The sequence below is a fragment of the Arcobacter sp. F2176 genome, from assembly GCF_004116465.1.
Lineage (GTDB): Bacteria > Campylobacterota > Campylobacteria > Campylobacterales > Arcobacteraceae > Arcobacter > Arcobacter siniprincipis.
Genome location: NZ_PDJV01000002.1, coordinates 192,661 through 211,929, shown reverse-complemented (window position 1 = coordinate 211,929; position 19,269 = coordinate 192,661). Strand labels below are relative to the sequence as shown.

The following is a 19,269-nucleotide window of genomic DNA, read 5'->3' as shown; positions in this document are numbered from 1 at the left end:
AGCTAATATTATGTATTCATTTTTAAAAATAGATGAGTTATCAATAGATTTTAAAACACGAAATGGAACAGTTCATGGACTAAAAAAAGCCTCAATGAATATCCAAAAAGGTGAGATTTTAGGAGTAATTGGAGAGAGTGGTTCTGGTAAATCAATTACAGCTTTTACAGTAATGGGATTATTAGATAGTGCAGGAAGAGTAACAAATGGGAAAATAGAGTTTGAGGGATTTCCTCTAACAACTGCAAAAGAGAAGGATTTTAAAGAAATCAGAGGAAGAGAAATCTCTATGATATTTCAAAACCCAAGAGCTGCTTTAAATCCTATAAGATGTGTGGGTAAACAAATAGAAGATGTACTTATTTGTCACCACCAAGCAAGTCCACAAAATGCAAAAGAAAAAGCGATAAAAATACTAGAAAAAGTAAAAATAGTAAATCCCGAAGATAGATATTGGTCTTATCCTTTTGAACTATCAGGGGGAATGTGTCAAAGGGTTATGATAGCAATTGCAATTGCTTGTAATCCAAGACTTTTAATAGCAGATGAACCAACAACAGGACTTGATGTTACTACTCAAAAGGTAATAATGGATTTAATTAAAGATTTGGCAAAAGAGCATCATATGGCTGTTATGTTAATAACCCATGACCTTGGAATGGCAGCAATGTATTGTGATAATATTTGTGTTATGCAAAAGGGTGAGATAGTAGAAAAAAATAGTGTTTATGAACTTTTTACAAAACCAAAACACCCATATACAATAAAACTAATAGCAGCATCCCCTGGTCCAAAATCTAAACTTTCAGATTTGACTGCTATTCCAGAAGAGATGGAAGGTGAAAAGATAGTCTCAAAAAAGCAAATACACAATGAAATAACAAAAAAAGGTGAAGTGATTTTAGAAGTTCTAAACTTAGTTAAAAAGTTTCCTCTAAGGGACAAAAGTAGCCTCTTTGCAAAGAAAAAAGAAGAGAATACTTTTACAGCGGTAAATGGAATCACCTTCAATCTAAAAAAAGGGGAAAGTTTAGGATTAGTAGGTGAATCAGGTTGTGGTAAATCTACAACATCAAATATGATTACAAAACTTTTAGACCCAACTTCTGGTGATATAATTTTAGAAAATGAAAATATCACAGCTTACACATCTAAACAATTTGCAGCCATGAAACAAAGAAATAAAATACAAATGGTATTTCAAGATCCAACAGATAGTTTAAATCCTAGATTTAATGCTTTTGATTGTATTGCAGAGCCCCTTAGACGACTTTTGAAAATGAGAGACAGAAAAAAAATAAAAGAAAAAGTAGAAGAATTATCTTTAATGGTAGGACTTCCTATTCATTTACTCTCTAGATTTCCCCACCAACTTTCAGGTGGTCAAAAAGCAAGGGTAGGAATAGCAAGAGCAATATCAGTAAATCCAAAGATTTTGATTCTAGATGAGCCAACTTCTGCCCTTGATGTATCAGTTCAAGCGGTAGTATTACAGTTATTAGATAGATTAAAAAAAGAGTTAGGTATGAGTTATATCTTTGTTTCACATGATTTAAATGTTGTAAAACTATTATGTGAAAGAGTAATCGTGATGAATAGAGGTGAAATAGTTGAACAAGGAAATGTCTATGATATTTTGGAAAATCCACAAAAAGATTATACAAAAAAACTTATTGATTCAATTCCACATTTTGAGCCAAATAAACTAAAAATGGCTTAATTTGTAAAGAAGAAGAATAGGATATAATTTCACATGAAAAATATATTAAAATACCTTACTGTACTGTATGTTGAAGATGATGATGAAGTGAGAGAAAACATCACAAATACCATTTCAAATATTGTTAAAAAAGTCTATTCTGCCTCAAATGCAAAAGAGGCTTTAGAGATATATGATGAAATAAAACCTGATATCATCTTCACAGATATTGATATGGAAGGTATGAATGGGCTAGAACTCATAAAAGAGATAAGAGAAGAAGATAGCCAAACTCCAGTTGTAGTTTTAACAGCTTATAAAACAGAAAGCTTTCTTATGGAAGCTGTCTCTTTACATCTGGAGTCTTATATCATAAAACCTATTTCTTATGCCTCTTTAAAAGAGGCTTTATTTAATTGTTCTCAAAAACTACTAGAAAGAAATAAATTTGAAATAACATTCCAAAATGGCGCTAAATATAACCTGCATACTCATATCTTTACTAATAGTACAAATGAAATAGAGAGACTACAAAATAAAGAGAGACTTCTTTTAGAAACTTTAATTGAGAATAAAAATGAATTAGTTTTTTATGATATTATAGAAGAAAATGTTTGGGAAGGTGACCTTTTAAATAAAGGAACACTAAAAGTACTCATTGGAAAACTTCGTCAAAAAATAGGAAAAGATAACATCTTAAATGAAAACGAACAAGGTTATAGGCTTTTAACTTGATAGGAAATAAATACAAACTACATGTATCTTCTATAATAATTATTGGATTATTTTTATCCATATCTGTTAGTTATATTATTAATAATATTGAAGAAAAAAATATACAAAGTAGATTTCAAAATATAGTCGATAATAAAACAAAATCTTTTTATAGAGAAATTTTATTAAATCTCGAAACTCTTTACAGCTTATCAATTCTTTATAATAATGGTCAAACTCCTACAAAAGAACAGTTTTCAAAAGAAGCAAAAAAAATAATACAAAGACATGATGCTATTCATGCTTTAGAGTGGATTCCAATAGTTCCAAATGAAAAAAGAAAACTTTTTGAAAAGGATTTTTTCTTTACAAAAGAATCAAAAAATAATAATATGAAAAAAGTAGAATCAAAAGATAGGTATTTTCCAGTATATTATGTTGAACCCTTTTTAAATAATGAAAAGGCCTTAGGCTTTGATTTATCAAGCGATAAAAATAGATTTGAAACTATAAAAAAAGCTTTAAAAACAAAAAGCCCACAAGTTACTCAAGCAATAGAGTTGGTACAAAAAAAGAACAAAAAAGGGTTTTTAACTTTTTTGCCTATCTTTGATGAAAATGAAGATATCAAAAGTTTTGTTCTTGGTGTTTTTGTTATAGAAGATATATTTAAAAAATCAATTTTAGAAGAAGATGAAACTTCAAACGAGATAAATTTCAAAATATTTGATACCACAAATAAAATAAATGAAGAGATTTATTCTCACAACTCTTTAAATAAAATATATAAACACCTAAAATATAAAAAAAACTTACCAGTTATTTGGTCTAGACAATGGACTTTTGAAGCAATACCTAGCTTGAGATATATAAATGAAAGAAGAAGTTTTGTTACAGAACTAAGCTTATTTATTGGAATCCTTTTGACAATCATAGTTTCTTATAGAATCAATAAATTTTATAACTTGAAATATGAATCAATACAAGAACTTAAGAATAAAGATGAGATTTTGTATATCCAATCTCGTTATGCCACAATTGGTGAAACCCTATCAAATATCGAGCATCAATGGAGAAGTCCCTTATCAAAAGTATCTTCAAATATCATCTCCTTACAAAGTGAGATAGAGTTTAAAGGTATGCCATCTCAAGAAAAACTCCAAAATTCACTTAATAATATGCAAAATACTTTAGTGTATATGAGTAATCTTGTAGATGAATTTAAAAATTTCCATATTCAAGATAAAATCAAAACTAACTTCTTATTTGATGATACTTTAGATATCGCCCTAAAACTTTTAGAACACGATTTTACAAAATTAGATTTAAGAGTTAAAAGAGATAATAAAAAAGAACAAATAAGAATATATGGCTATCAAAATGAGTTTTCACAAGTACTTATTAATATCTTATCTAATTGTAGGGATGCCTTTATAGAAAGAAGAGTAAATAAGCCTTTAGTGGAAATATTTACCTATGAAAAAGATAATAAAAAGTTTATAACCATAAGAGACAATGCAGGTGGAATAGATGAAAAACATATCGAAAATATATTTGAACAATTTTTTACTACAAAACAAAGTTCAGGTATAGGATTGCACTTATGTAAAATGATTATAACTGAACATATGAATGGAAAAATAAGTGTAAAAAATGGCACCTTTTATATAAACAAAGAGAAATGTACTGGTGCCACATTTACAATAGAATTTCCTATTTAAAAAATTTATATTTCTTTAGATAAATACTCATACAAATATAACTGTTTTCGTAACTCTTTTATTGAATCCAAATTTAAACCCTCTTCTATCCAAGATTTTATATTTTGAGGGATTTCAAGTGGTTTTAAAAGCTCTTCTTTTTTCTCTTTTGATATTTTTTCATGCTCATTTAAAACTGAAACATGAGATAAAATAGATGTCAAACCCAAGTCTCTTATTTGTGCTATTTCTTCTACTGTTTTCCCATCTTCTATTAACTCAAAAGTCTCTAAATATGTTTTTGTAAGTTTTTTCAAAGGAGCTTTTTCTTCTAGTTTTTCACTAAACTCCTCTTTTATACTTTTACATAATGCTAAAAAACTCTCACCATATTTTTCATATTTTACAAGACCTACTCCATTGATATCTAACATCTCTTCTTTTGTAAGAGGAAGTTTTGAAGCTAGCTCTTTTAGAGTTTTATCCCCAAATATCACATAAGCTGGTACTTCACTCTCTTGGGCTATCTCTCTTCTCAAACTTCTAAATTTCTCATATAACTCTTCATCAAAACTCAGTTCCGTAACTTCTTCTTCAATCTTTTGAGCAATACCAAGTTTATCACTATCTATTAGAACTTTCTCATTTCCTTTTAGTATCTCCATACCAAGATTACTAATTTTTAATGCTCTAAATTCACCTAAATTTAAAGCTTGTATATCTATAAGTTTATCAGCAATAGCCACCCACTCGTTTTTACTTTTATCTGCTCCCAAACCATAAACACTAAGTTTATCATGTGCAAACTCTAAAAGCTTTTGATTTTTTGAACCCCTTAAAATATCTATGATATGATTTGCTCCAAATCTTTGACCACTTCTATAAACAGCACTTAAAAACTTTTGTACATCTATACTCACATCAACTTGTTCAATATCACCTTTTGTACAGTTATCACACAAGATTTTACAATCTTCACACTCATCTTCAAAATAGTTTGCGATGATTTTATGCCGACAATTATTTGATACACAATATCTATACATGGCTTCAAGTTTATCAAGCCCTGTTTGCTTATATCCCACATCTATGGCGTCTTCTATTTGTATTTTTCTTTTTACCTCATCAGATTTTGAGTAAAGTAAATACACATAAGACATATCTCCATCACGACCTGCTCGACCTATCTCTTGATAATAGTTTTCAAGTGTTTTAGGCAAAGATGTATGTATGACAAAACGAATATTAGACTTATCAATTCCCATACCAAAAGCAATAGTTGCCACAACGATATCAATCTTCTCATAAACAAAATCATCATAAACTTCATCTTTAACAGCTGGTGATAATCCAGCATGATAAGCCTTAGCTGTATATCCACTTTCACATAAAAATTGTGCCGTACTTTCTGCTTCTTTTCTTGTAAAAGTATAGATAATCCCACACAAGCCTTTATGTGCTTTTAAAAAACTTAATATCTGTTTTTTACCATTTGAAATTCGAGGTTCAACTTTTATATCAAGATTATCTCTAACAGTTTTTGCCCTAAAGTGTTTCGCACCTTGCAAGTTCAGATTTGAAGCGATATCTGCTTCTACCTTTTTTGTAGCAGTTGCAGTAAATGCAGCTATAGCAGTATGGGGAAACAGTCTTTTTAGTTTATCCAGATTTCTATACTCAGCTCTAAATTCATGACCCCAAGCAGATACACAATGAGCTTCATCGATAACAAAATAGTTGATATTGATTCGTTGTAATACTCCAACAAACTCATTAGAAGTAAATCTCTCAGGTGCCACATAAATAAACTTCAACTCACCTCGCAAAAGCTTCTGCATAGTAAAGCCATTCTCTTCACCACTTTGTGATGAACTTATCATGTCAGCTTTTATATCCAAATCATTGAGTGCTTTTATCTGGTCTTGCATAAGAGCAATAAGTGGAGAGATTACGACTGTCGTTCCCTCCATAAGAAGTGCTGGGAGTTGATAACAAAGTGATTTACCACCACCAGTTGGTAAGATGGTTAGTACATCTTGTTTATTGATGATACTGTCTACTACTTCCTCTTGAAAGCTTCTAAAGTGTTCATGTCCGAAAATATCTTTTAGTATTTTGTGTTTATTGTTCATTGGGGGATTTTAGCATAAATTTAGTTAAGGAGTATAAGAATGATTTAGAATAAATACAAATATTCTACTTCTTTATTCGTTAGTAGAATTGTACAGAAATACAATAGAAATATGTATTTACATATCTCCAGAGATTAAATATACTTTTTACATTATTTAAATACATTTTAAGGAAAAAACAATGGATAAAAAAGTTTATTTTATAACAGGAGTTTCTCAAGGTTTAGGCTATGAGATGACAAAACATTTTTTAAAGGAAGGTCATATAGTTGCAGGAACAACAAGAGATATTAGTAAAATAGATACTACATTAAGTACAAATACCAATTTTTTAGCTTTAGAAATTGATTTATCAAATAGAAAAGATATTGAGACTTCAGTTAATCAAGTGATTAGGAAATTTTCTAGGATTAATGTTCTTATAAACAATGCAGGATATGGATTATTTGGTGCTATAGAAGAGCTTAGCCAAAAAGAGATAGAAAACAATTATAATATCAATGTTTTTGGACTAATCAATGTATTAAGTGCAGTTTTACCAATAATGAGAAAACAAAGAAGTGGGCATATTTTCAATATCTCAAGTATTGGTGGATTTATTGGTACTTTTCCTGGTTCTGGTATTTATTGTTCTACTAAATTTGCCGTTGCTGGACTAACAGAAGGTTTAAAAGCTGATGTAGAAGAGTTTGGTATAAAGGTGATACTTGTTTATCCTGGATATTTTAGAACCAATTTTTTAGAATCTACATCAATGAAAGCACCAAGTAACGAAATTTCAGATTATAAAGAAGCTAAAAAGATGGTATCAACGCATCAAAATGATATCAATCAGAATCAACCAGGTGATCCTAAGAAACTCGCAAAAATGATTTATGAAGTTTCACTATTAGATGAAGTTCCTTTTCATTTATTTTTAGGCTCAGATTCGTACTCTTATGCAAAAAATAAAATAGATACTCTGGAAATAGAGTTGGAAAAAAATAAAGAGTTAAGTTTTAGTACTGACTTTTAAATTAAACAAGAGCTTATCCCAAGAGGCTACACCCTCGTAGTCATCAAAAGAACGAAAAGCATTATACCCAAAAGTATTTTTTAGTATCTCATATTTATTATTCATTATGAGATACTATCATACTTTGAGTTAAATAGTATTTTTCCTGTTTTGCCCAAATTGAGGCAATAATTGACCTTGCAATATTATACCAAATACTAAAGATAGCACCAGGAAGAGCACTTAAAGTACTAAAATATTTTATAGAAAGAGCTACTGCTAAACCTGAGTTTTGCATCCCCACTTCTATAGCTACAGATTTACACTCTTTTTTATCATAACTAATTAGCTATATAGTATCCACCTAATAGACCGGATAAGTTATGTAATACAATACCAGCTAATAGCTATAAACCAACAGTATGAATTTTTGATTCATTTAAAACTACTACAATCGCAATGATAAACACAATAGAGATAATAGACAAAGAAGCAAATAAATCTTGATTTTTCTCAATATATTTATTAAAGAAATAATTCACTATTACACCTATAACAACTTGTGCTAATACTATTTTTAAGATACTAGACAATATACTTGAAGCTGGTACGGGTACGTTTTGTCCTACATAAAATAATGTCAAATAAGGAGTTATTACTATAGATAAAAGTATAGAAACAACTGTCATACTTATGGATAATGCCACATCAGCTTTAGCTAAATATGCTATTACATTTGAAGCAGTACCATCAGATACTGCACCTACTAAAATCATTCCAAAAGTAAGTTCTGTAGAAAAGTCAAAAGCTTTTGAAATAACAAAAGCAGCCAAAGGCATAAGTAAAAACTGTAAAACTACAGTTAATCCAATAGGCTTAGGCTTTTAAAGGTCTATATAAATCTAACTAAAAAAAGATTCATTTTTGTACAATTTTTTTAATATCTCATATTTGTTATTGATAATTAAGATATTTATATAACTTAAACTAAAGCGAAAAAAAAGATTGTTCTTTTTAGAATTTTAAGATTTTAGTATTAAAATAACAGAGGTAAGATAGCCTCTGCTTATTTTATTTTAGGAGATATAAAATTAATTAATACTTTTTTTCAACCAACTTTTCGCATCAGTCACTTTAATATTTTTTTGAAAATTGAATGTTAATTCTTTATCCCATGCTACTCCATCTTCTCTTGCAAAGGCAAGTCTATACTTAGCAGCTATATTATTTTCATCTTTTTCTATATCTTTATTTAAGTCAGCCATATTCAATAACTTCCTTTCAAAAGGCTCTCCCATAACCTCCTCAGTCACATCAGCTAATTTAGCATAAGAAATTGTATCTCCAGCTACAAAAACTACTTCGTTTCTAAGCTCAGGTACAAAAGTAATCTCGGCTGTTAATATTCCAATATCTTCAGGAGTAGTAACAGTAACTTTATAATCCCAATCACCCAAGGCACAAACTACTTTTTCTTTTAGATTTACAATTCCAAAATGTGGAGAAAATAGATAACTAGTAAATATTCCAGTAGATACAATTACCCAATTAGTAATATTTTGAGAATGTAATAACTCCCGAACATCATATTGTTCATCCCAAACTGGTTGACCACTTCCTTTTCCAACAATATCATAATCCACACCAAACTGCCATGGAATATAATTAGTAACTTTTGCTTTTAATACAGCACTAGTAATCTTAATTTGTGTACCTTTCCCTCCTACAAAACCACTACAGTTTACAACGGTTTCAAATTCACAAAAGATTTCACTTAACTCTTCTATTGAATCATTTTGTAAATCGCCGCTTACAACTTCTATCCCCTTAGATTCAAACTCTTTAAGCCTTTGTTCTTTTTCTTTGCTTGGAGTTATTATCGATTCTTTTTTAAGTAATACATATAAAGAGCATTGCTTAGTTTTTATTTTTTTACTAAAGGCATCAATCATTGACATCCCTAGTTCCCCTGCTCCAATTATAAGAATTTTACTATTATTTGAAATATTCATTATCTTTCCTTGTCTTAATTTATTAACAAGGTAAGTATATTTTTTAGACGAAAATATGTAAATAGAGATTTCTATAAATCTTATGCATAATTCTATAAATATAGATCTATTCTAGATTGTACTCAGCATAAGATACTTTTGCATCCTTTGGAGAAAATCCAAAATACTTTTTAAACTCCCTACTAAAGTGTGAAATATTTTCATATCCTACTTTTGTAGCTACTTCATTTACTTGTAGATTTTCTTGGATAATTAGATCCCTTGCTTTTGTTAAACGAATTTTTTTTATATATTGTAAAGGAGTATGTAAAGTGATTTTTTTAAAATGAGTATGAAAAGACGCCACACTCATATCCTCTTCTCTTGCTAAAGATTCTATATCTAAATTATTTGAAAAACCATTATGAATACTCTGTAGCGTTCTTGCAATTTTTGCTTCTTTTGAAGACTTATCAAATAATTTATATAAAAATTTTGCATTTTTACCTTTTAGAATTCTATAAAATAGTTCTTTAAGAAGTGCCTTACCTAAGATTCTTGACTCTTCTTTAGACTTTATAACTTTTATCAATTTATATAAAAGATCTTCTATCTCAGGAGTAACACTATCGACAAAAGTTCCTTGTAAAGTGTCTGTTAGTTCATCACTGAAATCTTCAGATAATTCTTGGATAAGCTGATATATCTCTTTTTCATCTATTGAGATAATCATACTTATCATCGGCTCTTCTTGTGAGGCAAAATATGTTTGACCTTCAAGGGGTAATTTTGATGATGCAACTAAATAATTACTTTTATTGTATTCGAGTACATGATTATTTAATTTTACAGTTTTACTATTTTGAAAAGTAAATACAACCCAATTATCGTAAACACATGGGCTTAAAACCATAGGTGAGCTTACTTTAAACAATTTTAGATTATCTAAGTAAGTATTATAAAGACCATCTTCTTTTAGTAGTTTTTCAAGTTCATTAAGTGATTTTTGATTCATATATTTTTTAAACTCCGGACATGCTTACCAGGAGCCATTCCAAAGTAGCTTGAATACTCCCTAGAAAACTGAGAAGTACTTTGATATCCCACATAAAAAGCAGCACCTTCTATATCCATATTTTCTAAAGTCATCAATCGTTTTGCTTCTAAAAGTTTCAGCTTTTTGCATATTGTAGTGGGCTTATTCCAGTAATAGTTTTAAAATGCTTATGAAAAGATGAGATACTCATGTTTACTGATTTTGCGATATCATCCATTAAAAAAGTTTCGTGCAGATTTTGATTTATAAAAGTAATTGCTTTAGATATTTTATAGGAATTGCTTTCTATAAAAGCTAGTTGTTGTAACTCTATATTTTGATTTGAGACTAAAAGTCTATAAAGTATCTCTTTAAGATATATTTTTGATAAAACCTCTACATCTTTTGGTGTTTCATTCAATTTTACTAGTCTTAAGATAGAACCTTTTAAATTATCATCTAAAATGTAAGTTGAAGCAGAAAAATTTGTAGTATCTACTTTATTTAAATTCATAGAAAACTCTTCAAAAGCTTGGAATATCTGCTCTTGAGAAAAAAGTATTTGTATAGATATAAAAGGCTCTTTTTCGCTTGCTTGTATAACTTTCCCAGATACTGCTAAAAAAGTTGAAGAGATAAAGTAAGATGCACTATCGTACTCAAATATTTTATCACCCACCATTACAGTTTTTGAGCCTTGTAAGATTATAAACAGTGATGGTTCATACATTGTGTGTAGAACCTCACCACTACTTAAAGATTTGAAGATTTTTACAAATGGTATATTTGTATTATTTATCCCTTCCTCTAAGCTTATCTTTTTAACAATTTGTTTTAGTTGTGATAAACCATCCATCTTCAAACCTTTTATGTATAATCATTTTATAATATATTTCTTTAAATAAACCCACCATTTACTTTATAGTTTGCCCCGTAATCCAATGGGCTTTATCACTAACTAAAAGCTCAATCACCTCTGCAATATCTTCAGTCTCACCAAGTCGTCCAAAAGAGTTCATTTTGCTTAACATCGTAATTTGCTCCTCTGATTTACCTTTCATAAATAGTTCAGTTTTCACAGGTCCTGGTGCGATTGCATTTATAGTTATACCTTTTACACCAAACTCTTTAGCAAGTTGTCTAGTTATTTGCTCAACTGCTCCTTTAGATGCAGCATATACACTATAAGCTGGAAACATCGCACCTGTAGCAGAAGTGGAAAAGTTGATTATCCTTCCGTCATTTTGCATATGTTTTATAGCTTGTTGACAAGCAAAATATGTACCTTTTACATTAATGGCAAAGTATCTATCAAACACCTCTTCACTTACTTTTTCAATTGGATTTTTTATCATCAATCCTGCATTATTAATAAGAATATCCACTTTTCCATAGGTTTTTATTGTTTGCCCAAAAAGTTTTTCTAGTTCACTAAGTTTAGATATATCTGCTTGTATAGATACAGCCTTTCCACCCTCAAAAATAATCTCATTTACTAATTCTTGTGCTTCTTTTTCATTTGAATTATAATTTATAACTGTACTTATTCCTAATTTCCCAAATTGAATAGCGACTTGTTTTCCTATTCCTCTTGATGCACCAGTAACTATAGCTACTTTATTTTCTATTTCTTTACTTATTATATTTTCCTTTTATTTTATATGAAAAGTATATGAAAAAAATATTTTTATAACTAGTTAATTTATAGATAATTTATGCCTAATCCTACAAATTTAGTTTGAAGATTTCAGGGATAGGATATTTATTAAAGATTATATTCTAGTGTTATTTGCATTTCTGATTGTTTAGATTCCTAACTTTTTTTTAGTATATTTACAACTGTTACTTTGAACTTTTTTTCTTCCCAGACTTTAATGAAGCCGGAAGTTAGATGTTTATTTTCGGTTAAGCCCGAAACTGTTTGAGCGTTAAGAAGAGTGCTAAATGCAATCTTTAGCGAGTTTTCTCAAAGAGAGTGCAAGCACAAGGCAGGGCAGAAAATAAATATTTAACTGGAAGGGAACTTTGCCTTCATCAACTCGTCTGGTTGATTTCTTGTTTCTTCTTTTCAACAAAAGAAGAAAAGAGCGGAGAGGTTTACCTCTTCAAGAGAGATATTCCTAAATATTTTACTACACCAAAGGAATATAAATCTCTGTTCTTAAATCCTCAGGTTTACAAGTAATGGGATTCTTATTCAAGTACTTTTCAACAATAGGTAAATCTCTTAATTCAACACCACTTTCTACAATCCAATCAGATACACCATCATAAGTATTGATTAATTCTTTATAGTCACCCTTATGCAAAAATACAGCGTATTTTCCACCATCTATTATTTTACTTTGAATCTTACCTTTTGGTTGAATTGTTTTATCTATACATGAAACACAAGCATCATATCTTAGTTTGTCTGCATCTGTAATACGGGGATTATCATGCCCTATTCCAAACATCATTACATCATCTCTTATAAAATACTCTGTGCCCACAAAGTTTATAAGAGTTTCCCATGCTTCAATACTGCATTTTGTATATTCACCTGTTTTTCTTATATATAAAATTTCTATATCTTCTACCTTTATTATTTTTGGTTCTAACATCTTATTTCCTCTTTTTAATTTTGCATTTTTTGCAAACTCTTTGGGAGTTATTCCAAAATGCTTTTTAAAAGCTTTTGAAAAAGAGGCATTGGTTTCATAACCACTATTCATGGCTATTTGAGTGATTTTTTGATTTGTTTTAAACTGTAAAGTAGTACTTTGAAGTCTCACTCTTCTGATATAATCAACCATACTCTCACCAACAATTGATTTAAAAATACGGTGAAAATGATACTTAGAAAAGCTAGCAATCTTTGATAACTCATCAAGGGTTAAATCACTATTATAGTTTTGCTCAATATATAAAACTACTCTACATACACTTTGAACATAATCATCTTTTGTACTCTTACTCATCCGCTCTCTTTCAAACTCTTTTATGTGGGAATTGTATTAAGATTTAGAAATTAAAACTACTCCAAGATTGCTATTATATTCTATAATTTTTAAAATAAAAAGGAAAGGAAAGTCTCTTTGGAAACTAAATTTAAAGATAGTTTTGTGCCTAATCTTAGGCTATTAAGATTAGGCATATTAGAATATTAAATTCTATTTTTAATTTTTTTCTTCTTTTGACCAAAAAGAAGCAATAAGTGATCCTGAGATATTATGCCAAATACTAAAAATAGCACCTGGTAAGGCACTTAAAGGAGTAAAATACTTACTAGCAAGAGCAACTGCTAGACCTGAATTTTGCATTCCTACTTCTATGGCAACAGTTTTACACTCTTTTTTATTATATCCAAACAATTTTGCTGTATAAAAACCACCAACTAATCCTGTTAAATTATGTAGCATAATTCCAACTAACAAATATAACCCTATAGTATCAATTCTTGAATGATTTAATCCAACAACTATTGCAATAATAAAAACAATTGAAACTATTGATAAAACAGCAAAAATATCATTATTTTTATCAATAAACTTATGGAAAATATAATTTACAATAACCCCTAAAACAACTGGTGCTAAAACTATTTTTAATATACTTAACAACATACTTAAAGCAGGCACAGGTACAGTTTGCCCAACATAAAGTAAGGTTAAATAAGGTGTAACTACAATAGATAATAGTGTAGAAACTATTGTCATAGTGATTGATAAAGCAACATCTGCTTTTGCCAAATAAGAAATTACATTTGATGCTGTTCCCCCAGAAACTGCTCCAACTAATATCATTCCAACTAAAAGTTCTGTTGAAAAATTAAACGCTTTTGAAATAACAAAAGCTGCTAGTGGCATTAATAAAAACTGTAAAACAACTGTCATAGCTATAATTTTAGGCTTTTTAACAACTCGTTTAAAATCTTCAACCTTTAAAGTAACTCCCATACAAAACATTATTAAAACAAGTAAAGGAACTATCCAACTTTTAAAATCAACAACCATACTTGATTCATAATATGCAAAAGTTGATGCTAATATTGCCCATAAAGGGAAAAGAAGTGTAAATTTTTTTATCATAATTATCCTTTTGAAAAAGTTTGTTATTCTACTCAAAAAGTATTAAAATAATTTAAACACAAATAAATACTTTTATTCTTGTTCTTGTTTTGACCAAATACCTGCAAGAATAGAGCCTGAAATATTATGCCAAATACTAAATATAGCCCCAGGAAGTGCACTTAAAGGAGAAAAATATTTCATAGCTAAAACAACAGCTAAACCAGAGTTTTGCATACCAACTTCTATAGCTACTGTTTTACATACAGTTTTATCATAACCAAATATTTTCGCAAAATAATATCCAGTTATTAGTCCCAAAAGATTATGACAAATTATTGCCAACATCAATGATAGGGCAATAGTAGAGATTTTACTCTCATTTATACCTATTATAATTCCTATAATAAATACAATAGAAATAATAGATAAAAGGGCAAAAATATCATGTCTTTTTTCAATATATTTATTAAAAATTTGATTTAATATAAGCCCTACAATTACAGGTACAAATACTATTTTTAAAATACTAAGAAGCATACTAAGAGCTGGTACAGGTACTGTTTGTCCCACATAAAGAAGTGTTAAATATGGAGTAATAATTATTGATAAAAGAGTTGATACAATTGTCATAGTAATAGAAAGTGCCACATCAGCTTTTGCTAAAAATGCTATTACATTTGAAGCAGTTCCACCAGAAACTGCTCCTACAAGTACCATTCCCACAAGTAGTTCATCAGATAGATTAAATACCTTAGATACTATAAAAGCAAAAAAAGGCATAAATAAAAACTGCAATACCACAGTCAATGCTATGATTTTTGGTCTTTTAAAAACTCTTTTAAAGTCATCAATTTTTAAAGTAATCCCCATACAAAACATAATAAGAATCAAAAGTGGAATAATCCAACTCTTAAATCCAACTACCAAACTTGGCTGTAAATATGCAAGAAACGAAAATAAAACTGCCCATAAAGGAAACAGTATAGAAATCTTTTTTATCATAAGCTATCCGATGTTTTTTCTTATTCTACAAAAATAGGTTTAAATTTACTTGTAATTACTTAGAAACTATCTCCTCACAAGAAACCATTTTCGCATAAGTACCTTCAAGTGCTGCCATAAAAGAGTTATGTACTGATTTTGCAGGAACAATTTCTCCTAAAAATTCTAAATCTCTTGTTGTACAAGCATCATACACAACTGTACAACCATATCCCATATCACTTGCAGCTCTAGTTGTAGCATCTACACACATGTGACTCATCATTCCACATATTACTAACTCTTTTATTTCTTGTATTTTTAACTCATATTCTAAAGATGTATCTAAAAAACTATTTGGAAAGTTTTTTTCTATAATAGGCTCATCTTCACGGGGTTTTAAATTCTCGTGTATTTTCATTCCATATGTATCTGGTAAAAAGAATGTTGCGCCTTCATATAAACTTGTATGTTGTACATGAAATACTGGCATTTTATTCTCTCTAAAATATTCTAATAACTCTTTTGCTTTTAAACTTGCCTCTTGGGCACCTACTAATTCACAAGCTCCACCTTCAAAATAATCATTTTGAATATCTATAATTACCAATGCTTTACTCATTTTCTCTCCTTTATTTATTTAAAAAATCTTTTATATTTTGTGCAACTTTTTTCATTAGTCTATTTCTTGATTCACTTGATCCCCAACCAATATGTGGTGTTAAAAGTAGTCTTTCTTTATTTACAACTTTTAATAATGGATTAGTACGCTCAATTGGTTCTTTTGCAAATACATCAATACCACAATAGATCTTTTCTTCATCTATAATTTTGGCTAAATCATTTTCATTTATAATTCCACCACGACCAAGATTTAATAAAATAGCACCCTCTTTTATATTTTTCATATTTTCATAAATCAATAGATTTTTTGTATTTTCATTTAAAGGCGCATGGACAGATATAATATCGCAGCTTTGTAAAAGCTCGTCTAATTCAACTCTTTTGTAGTCTGAATTAGAATTTTTTCCACTGGTTGAATAATAAACAACTTCACAACCAAAAGCCTCTACTTTTTTTGCTAAGTCTACTCCAATATCACCAAACCCTATAATCCCTACTCTTTTTTTATCCAATTCAAAAAAGATATCATCTGCATCATTAAAAGCTGGTACTTTTCCCCAATTTCCATTATTAAGAGAATCTTGATAATGATTTAATTTTTGAATAAAATAAAATATCATCCCAAAAGTAACTTGAACTACACTAGAAGTAGAATATCCAGCTACATTTTTTACTTCTATATTTTTACTTTTTGCATATTCTAAATCAACATTATCCGTTCCTGTTGCTGTTATACATATAAGTTTTATAGAAGAGTCATCCATTTGTTCTTTTCCTAAAACTACTTTATTTGTGATAACTATATCTGCATCTTTTGTTCTCTCTTTTGATTCACTTGCACTTGTTTTATCATAAGAGACAACTTCCCCAAACTCTTTAAAAATATCTATATTTATATCTGATCCTAATGTTGCTCTATCTAAAATAACTATTTTCATTTTATTCCTTTCTTCTTTTTATTTATTAATACTATTCCAATTATTATAGTAAATATTCCTATGATTTCGCTAAATTCTATTTTATCACCCAATAAAAAATATGAAACAATAGCAGCACTAACGGGTACCAAATAAAAGATAGCTGATACCTTTGATACTTCACCATTTTTTATCATAATATATAATAATGACAAGGCACCAATACTCACTCCAACTGTCATATAAAGTAAGGCAATAGTAAAATCAACATTCCAATTTATATGAGCATCTTCAAAAAGCAAAAATGGTAAAACCAAAATTGTGGAACTAAAAGTCTGTATTGCACCACCTGAGTAAAGATTCATATGAGAACAATACTTCTTTTGATACAAACTTCCAATACTAAGACCCAATAATGAAATAAAAGCCCAAAACAGACCAAGAGCTGAAAAGGAAGTTTCAAGTTTTGAAAAAACCACAAAACCAACTCCCACAAATCCTATTATTAGTCCTGTCCAAACTCTTATGTTAATATCTTCATTTAATAATTTTAAGGCTAAAGCAGTTACAACAATTGGTTGTAAAGCTATTATCAAAGCATTTGTTGCCCCAGATATACCATAACTAACGGCTAAAAATCCTCCTATTGAAAATGTCCCAACAGTTAAACTTCCAGCAATGGATATATGTAAAAACTCTTTTTTAGTTTTAGGCATTGGTATTTTAAATATAAGCGTAATCAAAAGTAAGATACAAAAAGCAATAAAAAACCGTACTTCTAAAAAAGCCATTGGAGATGCATTTTGTAAACCATATTCACAAAAAATAAATCCACTTCCATATAAAAACATGAAAAAAAATGGCAGAATAGATTTTTGTATATAAAATTTCACACTTAACCTTTATTTACTATAGCTTGAAATTGTTCTTTTTTATTTATCAAATTCATAGCAATAAGAACAATAATAATTCCAATAAATACATTCAACTCCAGACTTTTATCCAATACAAAATAAGCTACAATAGCAGAAGCTACAGGTAATAAATAAAATAAAGAAGATACTTTTGATACTTCACCATGTCTAATCATATAGTACAATAAAGACATAACTCCAATACTAGCAATCACAGACATATAACTTAAAGCAATTATAAATTCGCCACTAAAATCAACTCTTATATCTTCAAAATACAATAATGGTAAAACAATAATTGCAGAAGCAAATGTTTGGATTACTCCACCTGTAATCAAATTCATATTTGAACAATATTTTTTTTGATACAAATTCCCAAAACTCATACTAAACAATCCCAATATTGCAAATAAAAAACCTATTAACTCATTTTTATTAATTTCTCCATCAAGCCCTAAAACAAGCCCTACTCCAATGAGTCCAAGTATTAGTCCAAACCATGCTCTTTTACTTACTTCTTCACCTAAAAACTTCATTGCAAAAAATGAAACTACAATAGGCTGTAAGGAAATAATCAAAGAACAAAGAGCGGGTGACAATCCATAATCTATTGAATTAAAACAACCAATAGAAAAAAGTCCTACAGATAAAATCCCAGCAATACTTATGTGAAATATTTCATTTAAATTTTTAGAAAACTTTGCTTTAAATATAAATGCAACTAAGAGCAAAACTACAAATGCAAGTAAATATCGTAATTCTAAAAAAGCCATACTGCTTGAATAAGTCAATCCCATTTTTATAAATACAAAACCAGCACCTGAAAGTATAATAAATGATAAAGGAACTATAAAAGATTTCAATTTTAACAACATTTTTTCTCCTTGACTGTTTAGTCAATTAGAAGTATAGCAAAGTCTTGACTAATTAGTCAAGACTTTTTGAAATTATTTTTTTAGTGAGTTTAAAAACAGATCAAGTTGAGAAAGACAATCATAGAAAACTTGACCATCTTGAGATTTTTTTGCAGTTCCTAAGCATCCTTCAATTGAGGCAACGATATACATAGATAAAGCTCTTGTATCATTATGATTAATCTCTTTATTTTTTACAGCTTTATCCAAAGCTTCTTTTATAATAGATTCAAATCTTAAATAGACTTTTTCTAATGCCTCTTTAAAATCTTTATCTTTAGGTGAGAGTTCTTGAACCAAATTATTAAGCTTGCAACCCAATCTAAAATCAAAACCACCCCTTTGTTTTAGTAAAGACATAATCTCATCTATTATATTCTCATCATAATTCAAAAGAATAGAATACTTAGTCTCAGTATAAAGGTTTATTCTCTCTTTTATAACTGCAAGAGTTAACTCTTTTTTTGACTTAAAGAAGTGATACATACTTCCTTTATTCATATTAGCTTGTTTTAAAATCTTATCAACCGAAGTTGCTGCATAACCATTGTGATATATTTCATCAAATGCTACATCTAATAATTTATCTCTACTACTCATT

Annotated in this window: 20 protein-coding genes; 4 read left to right on the top strand and 16 right to left on the bottom strand. The window is 29.0% G+C overall.

Translation table 11 applies throughout. The features are described from left to right. Positions 1-10: 10 nt before the first annotated feature. Genes CRU95_RS02745 through CRU95_RS02735 form a run of 3 tightly spaced genes read left to right on the top strand, consistent with a single transcriptional unit; the run spans position 11 to position 4,134 of the window. Entirely contained in the window at positions 11-1,720 is a 1,710-nt protein-coding gene (locus CRU95_RS02745) for an ABC transporter ATP-binding protein (protein WP_129099619.1), read from the top strand. 33 nt (positions 1,721-1,753) lie between these two features. Beyond that, positions 1,754-2,434, top strand: a complete 681-nt coding sequence (locus tag CRU95_RS02740) for a response regulator transcription factor (RefSeq protein WP_129099618.1) — start codon at positions 1,754-1,756, stop codon at positions 2,432-2,434. Further along, positions 2,431-4,134, top strand: a complete 1,704-nt coding sequence (locus CRU95_RS02735; RefSeq protein WP_129099617.1) for a CHASE domain-containing protein — start codon at positions 2,431-2,433, stop codon at positions 4,132-4,134. Before CRU95_RS02740 ends, CRU95_RS02735 begins: the two co-directional genes overlap by 4 nt. A 5-nt stretch (positions 4,135-4,139) precedes the next feature. Here CRU95_RS02735 and recQ read toward each other — a convergent pair whose 3' ends face one another. Next, positions 4,140-6,245, bottom strand: a complete 2,106-nt coding sequence (gene recQ / locus CRU95_RS02730; RefSeq protein WP_129099616.1) for a DNA helicase RecQ — start codon at positions 6,243-6,245, stop codon at positions 4,140-4,142. Positions 6,246-6,426: 181 nt separating this feature from the next. Here recQ and CRU95_RS02725 point away from each other — a divergent pair, with 181 nt between their 5' ends. Beyond that, entirely contained in the window at positions 6,427-7,260 is an 834-nt protein-coding gene (locus CRU95_RS02725) for an SDR family NAD(P)-dependent oxidoreductase (protein ID WP_129099615.1), read from the top strand. 97 nt (positions 7,261-7,357) lie between these two features. Here the strand turns inward: CRU95_RS02725 and CRU95_RS16770 are convergent, their stop codons facing one another. From CRU95_RS16770 to CRU95_RS02655, 15 genes are all read right to left on the bottom strand, one after another. Next, positions 7,358-7,537, bottom strand: coding sequence for a hypothetical protein (locus tag CRU95_RS16770; RefSeq protein ID WP_258238608.1), 180 nt, complete (start codon positions 7,535-7,537; stop codon positions 7,358-7,360). Between the two features lie 109 nt (positions 7,538-7,646). Continuing rightward, entirely contained in the window at positions 7,647-8,078 is a 432-nt protein-coding gene (locus CRU95_RS16765; protein WP_258238607.1) for a bile acid:sodium symporter family protein, read from the bottom strand. 252 nt (positions 8,079-8,330) lie between these two features. Then, complete coding sequence (locus CRU95_RS02715) at positions 8,331-9,251, bottom strand: aromatic alcohol reductase (RefSeq protein WP_129099614.1); 921 nt, start codon at positions 9,249-9,251, stop codon at positions 8,331-8,333. Between the two features lie 106 nt (positions 9,252-9,357). After that, on the bottom strand, positions 9,358-10,245 hold the full coding sequence (locus tag CRU95_RS02710; RefSeq protein ID WP_129099613.1) for an AraC family transcriptional regulator: 888 nt from the start codon (positions 10,243-10,245) through the stop codon (positions 9,358-9,360). After that, positions 10,242-10,379 carry a hypothetical protein gene (locus tag CRU95_RS02705; RefSeq protein WP_258238606.1) on the bottom strand — a complete coding sequence of 46 codons (138 nt, stop codon included), beginning with the start codon at positions 10,377-10,379 and terminating at the stop codon, positions 10,242-10,244. Before CRU95_RS02705 ends, CRU95_RS02710 begins: the two co-directional genes overlap by 4 nt. Positions 10,380-10,402: 23 nt before the next feature. Continuing rightward, positions 10,403-11,122: an AraC family transcriptional regulator gene (locus tag CRU95_RS02700; RefSeq protein WP_129099611.1), complete on the bottom strand. Its 720-nt coding sequence runs from the start codon at positions 11,120-11,122 to the stop codon at positions 10,403-10,405. Positions 11,123-11,180: 58 nt separating this feature from the next. Further along, entirely contained in the window at positions 11,181-11,876 is a 696-nt protein-coding gene (locus CRU95_RS02695; protein ID WP_258238616.1) for an SDR family oxidoreductase, read from the bottom strand. Between the two features lie 522 nt (positions 11,877-12,398). Continuing rightward, positions 12,399-13,226, bottom strand: coding sequence for a GyrI-like domain-containing protein (locus tag CRU95_RS02690; RefSeq protein ID WP_129099609.1), 828 nt, complete (start codon positions 13,224-13,226; stop codon positions 12,399-12,401). Positions 13,227-13,424: 198 nt separating this feature from the next. Next, entirely contained in the window at positions 13,425-14,336 is a 912-nt protein-coding gene (locus CRU95_RS02685; RefSeq protein ID WP_129099608.1) for a bile acid:sodium symporter family protein, read from the bottom strand. A 72-nt stretch (positions 14,337-14,408) separates the two neighbouring features. Then, positions 14,409-15,320: a bile acid:sodium symporter family protein gene (locus CRU95_RS02680; RefSeq protein WP_129099607.1), complete on the bottom strand. Its 912-nt coding sequence runs from the start codon at positions 15,318-15,320 to the stop codon at positions 14,409-14,411. Positions 15,321-15,375: 55 nt separating this feature from the next. Beyond that, a complete protein-coding gene (locus tag CRU95_RS02675; protein WP_129099606.1) occupies positions 15,376-15,921 on the bottom strand; it encodes a cysteine hydrolase family protein in 546 nt (181 codons plus the stop codon). A gap of 10 nt (positions 15,922-15,931) precedes the next feature. Then, positions 15,932-16,861: a D-2-hydroxyacid dehydrogenase gene (locus CRU95_RS02670; protein WP_129099605.1), complete on the bottom strand. Its 930-nt coding sequence runs from the start codon at positions 16,859-16,861 to the stop codon at positions 15,932-15,934. Next, positions 16,858-17,733, bottom strand: coding sequence for a DMT family transporter (locus tag CRU95_RS02665; protein WP_129099604.1), 876 nt, complete (start codon positions 17,731-17,733; stop codon positions 16,858-16,860). Before CRU95_RS02665 ends, CRU95_RS02670 begins: the two co-directional genes overlap by 4 nt. A gap of 2 nt (positions 17,734-17,735) precedes the next feature. Further along, the gene (locus CRU95_RS02660) at positions 17,736-18,629 is read right to left on the bottom strand and encodes a DMT family transporter (protein WP_129099603.1); all 894 of its coding nucleotides are present in this window, start codon (positions 18,627-18,629) and stop codon (positions 17,736-17,738) included. Between the two features lie 72 nt (positions 18,630-18,701). Next, positions 18,702-19,268 (bottom strand): TetR/AcrR family transcriptional regulator, encoded by a 567-nt coding sequence (locus tag CRU95_RS02655; RefSeq protein ID WP_129099602.1) that lies wholly within the window; start codon positions 19,266-19,268, stop codon positions 18,702-18,704. Between the last annotated feature and the right edge of the window lies 1 nt (position 19,269).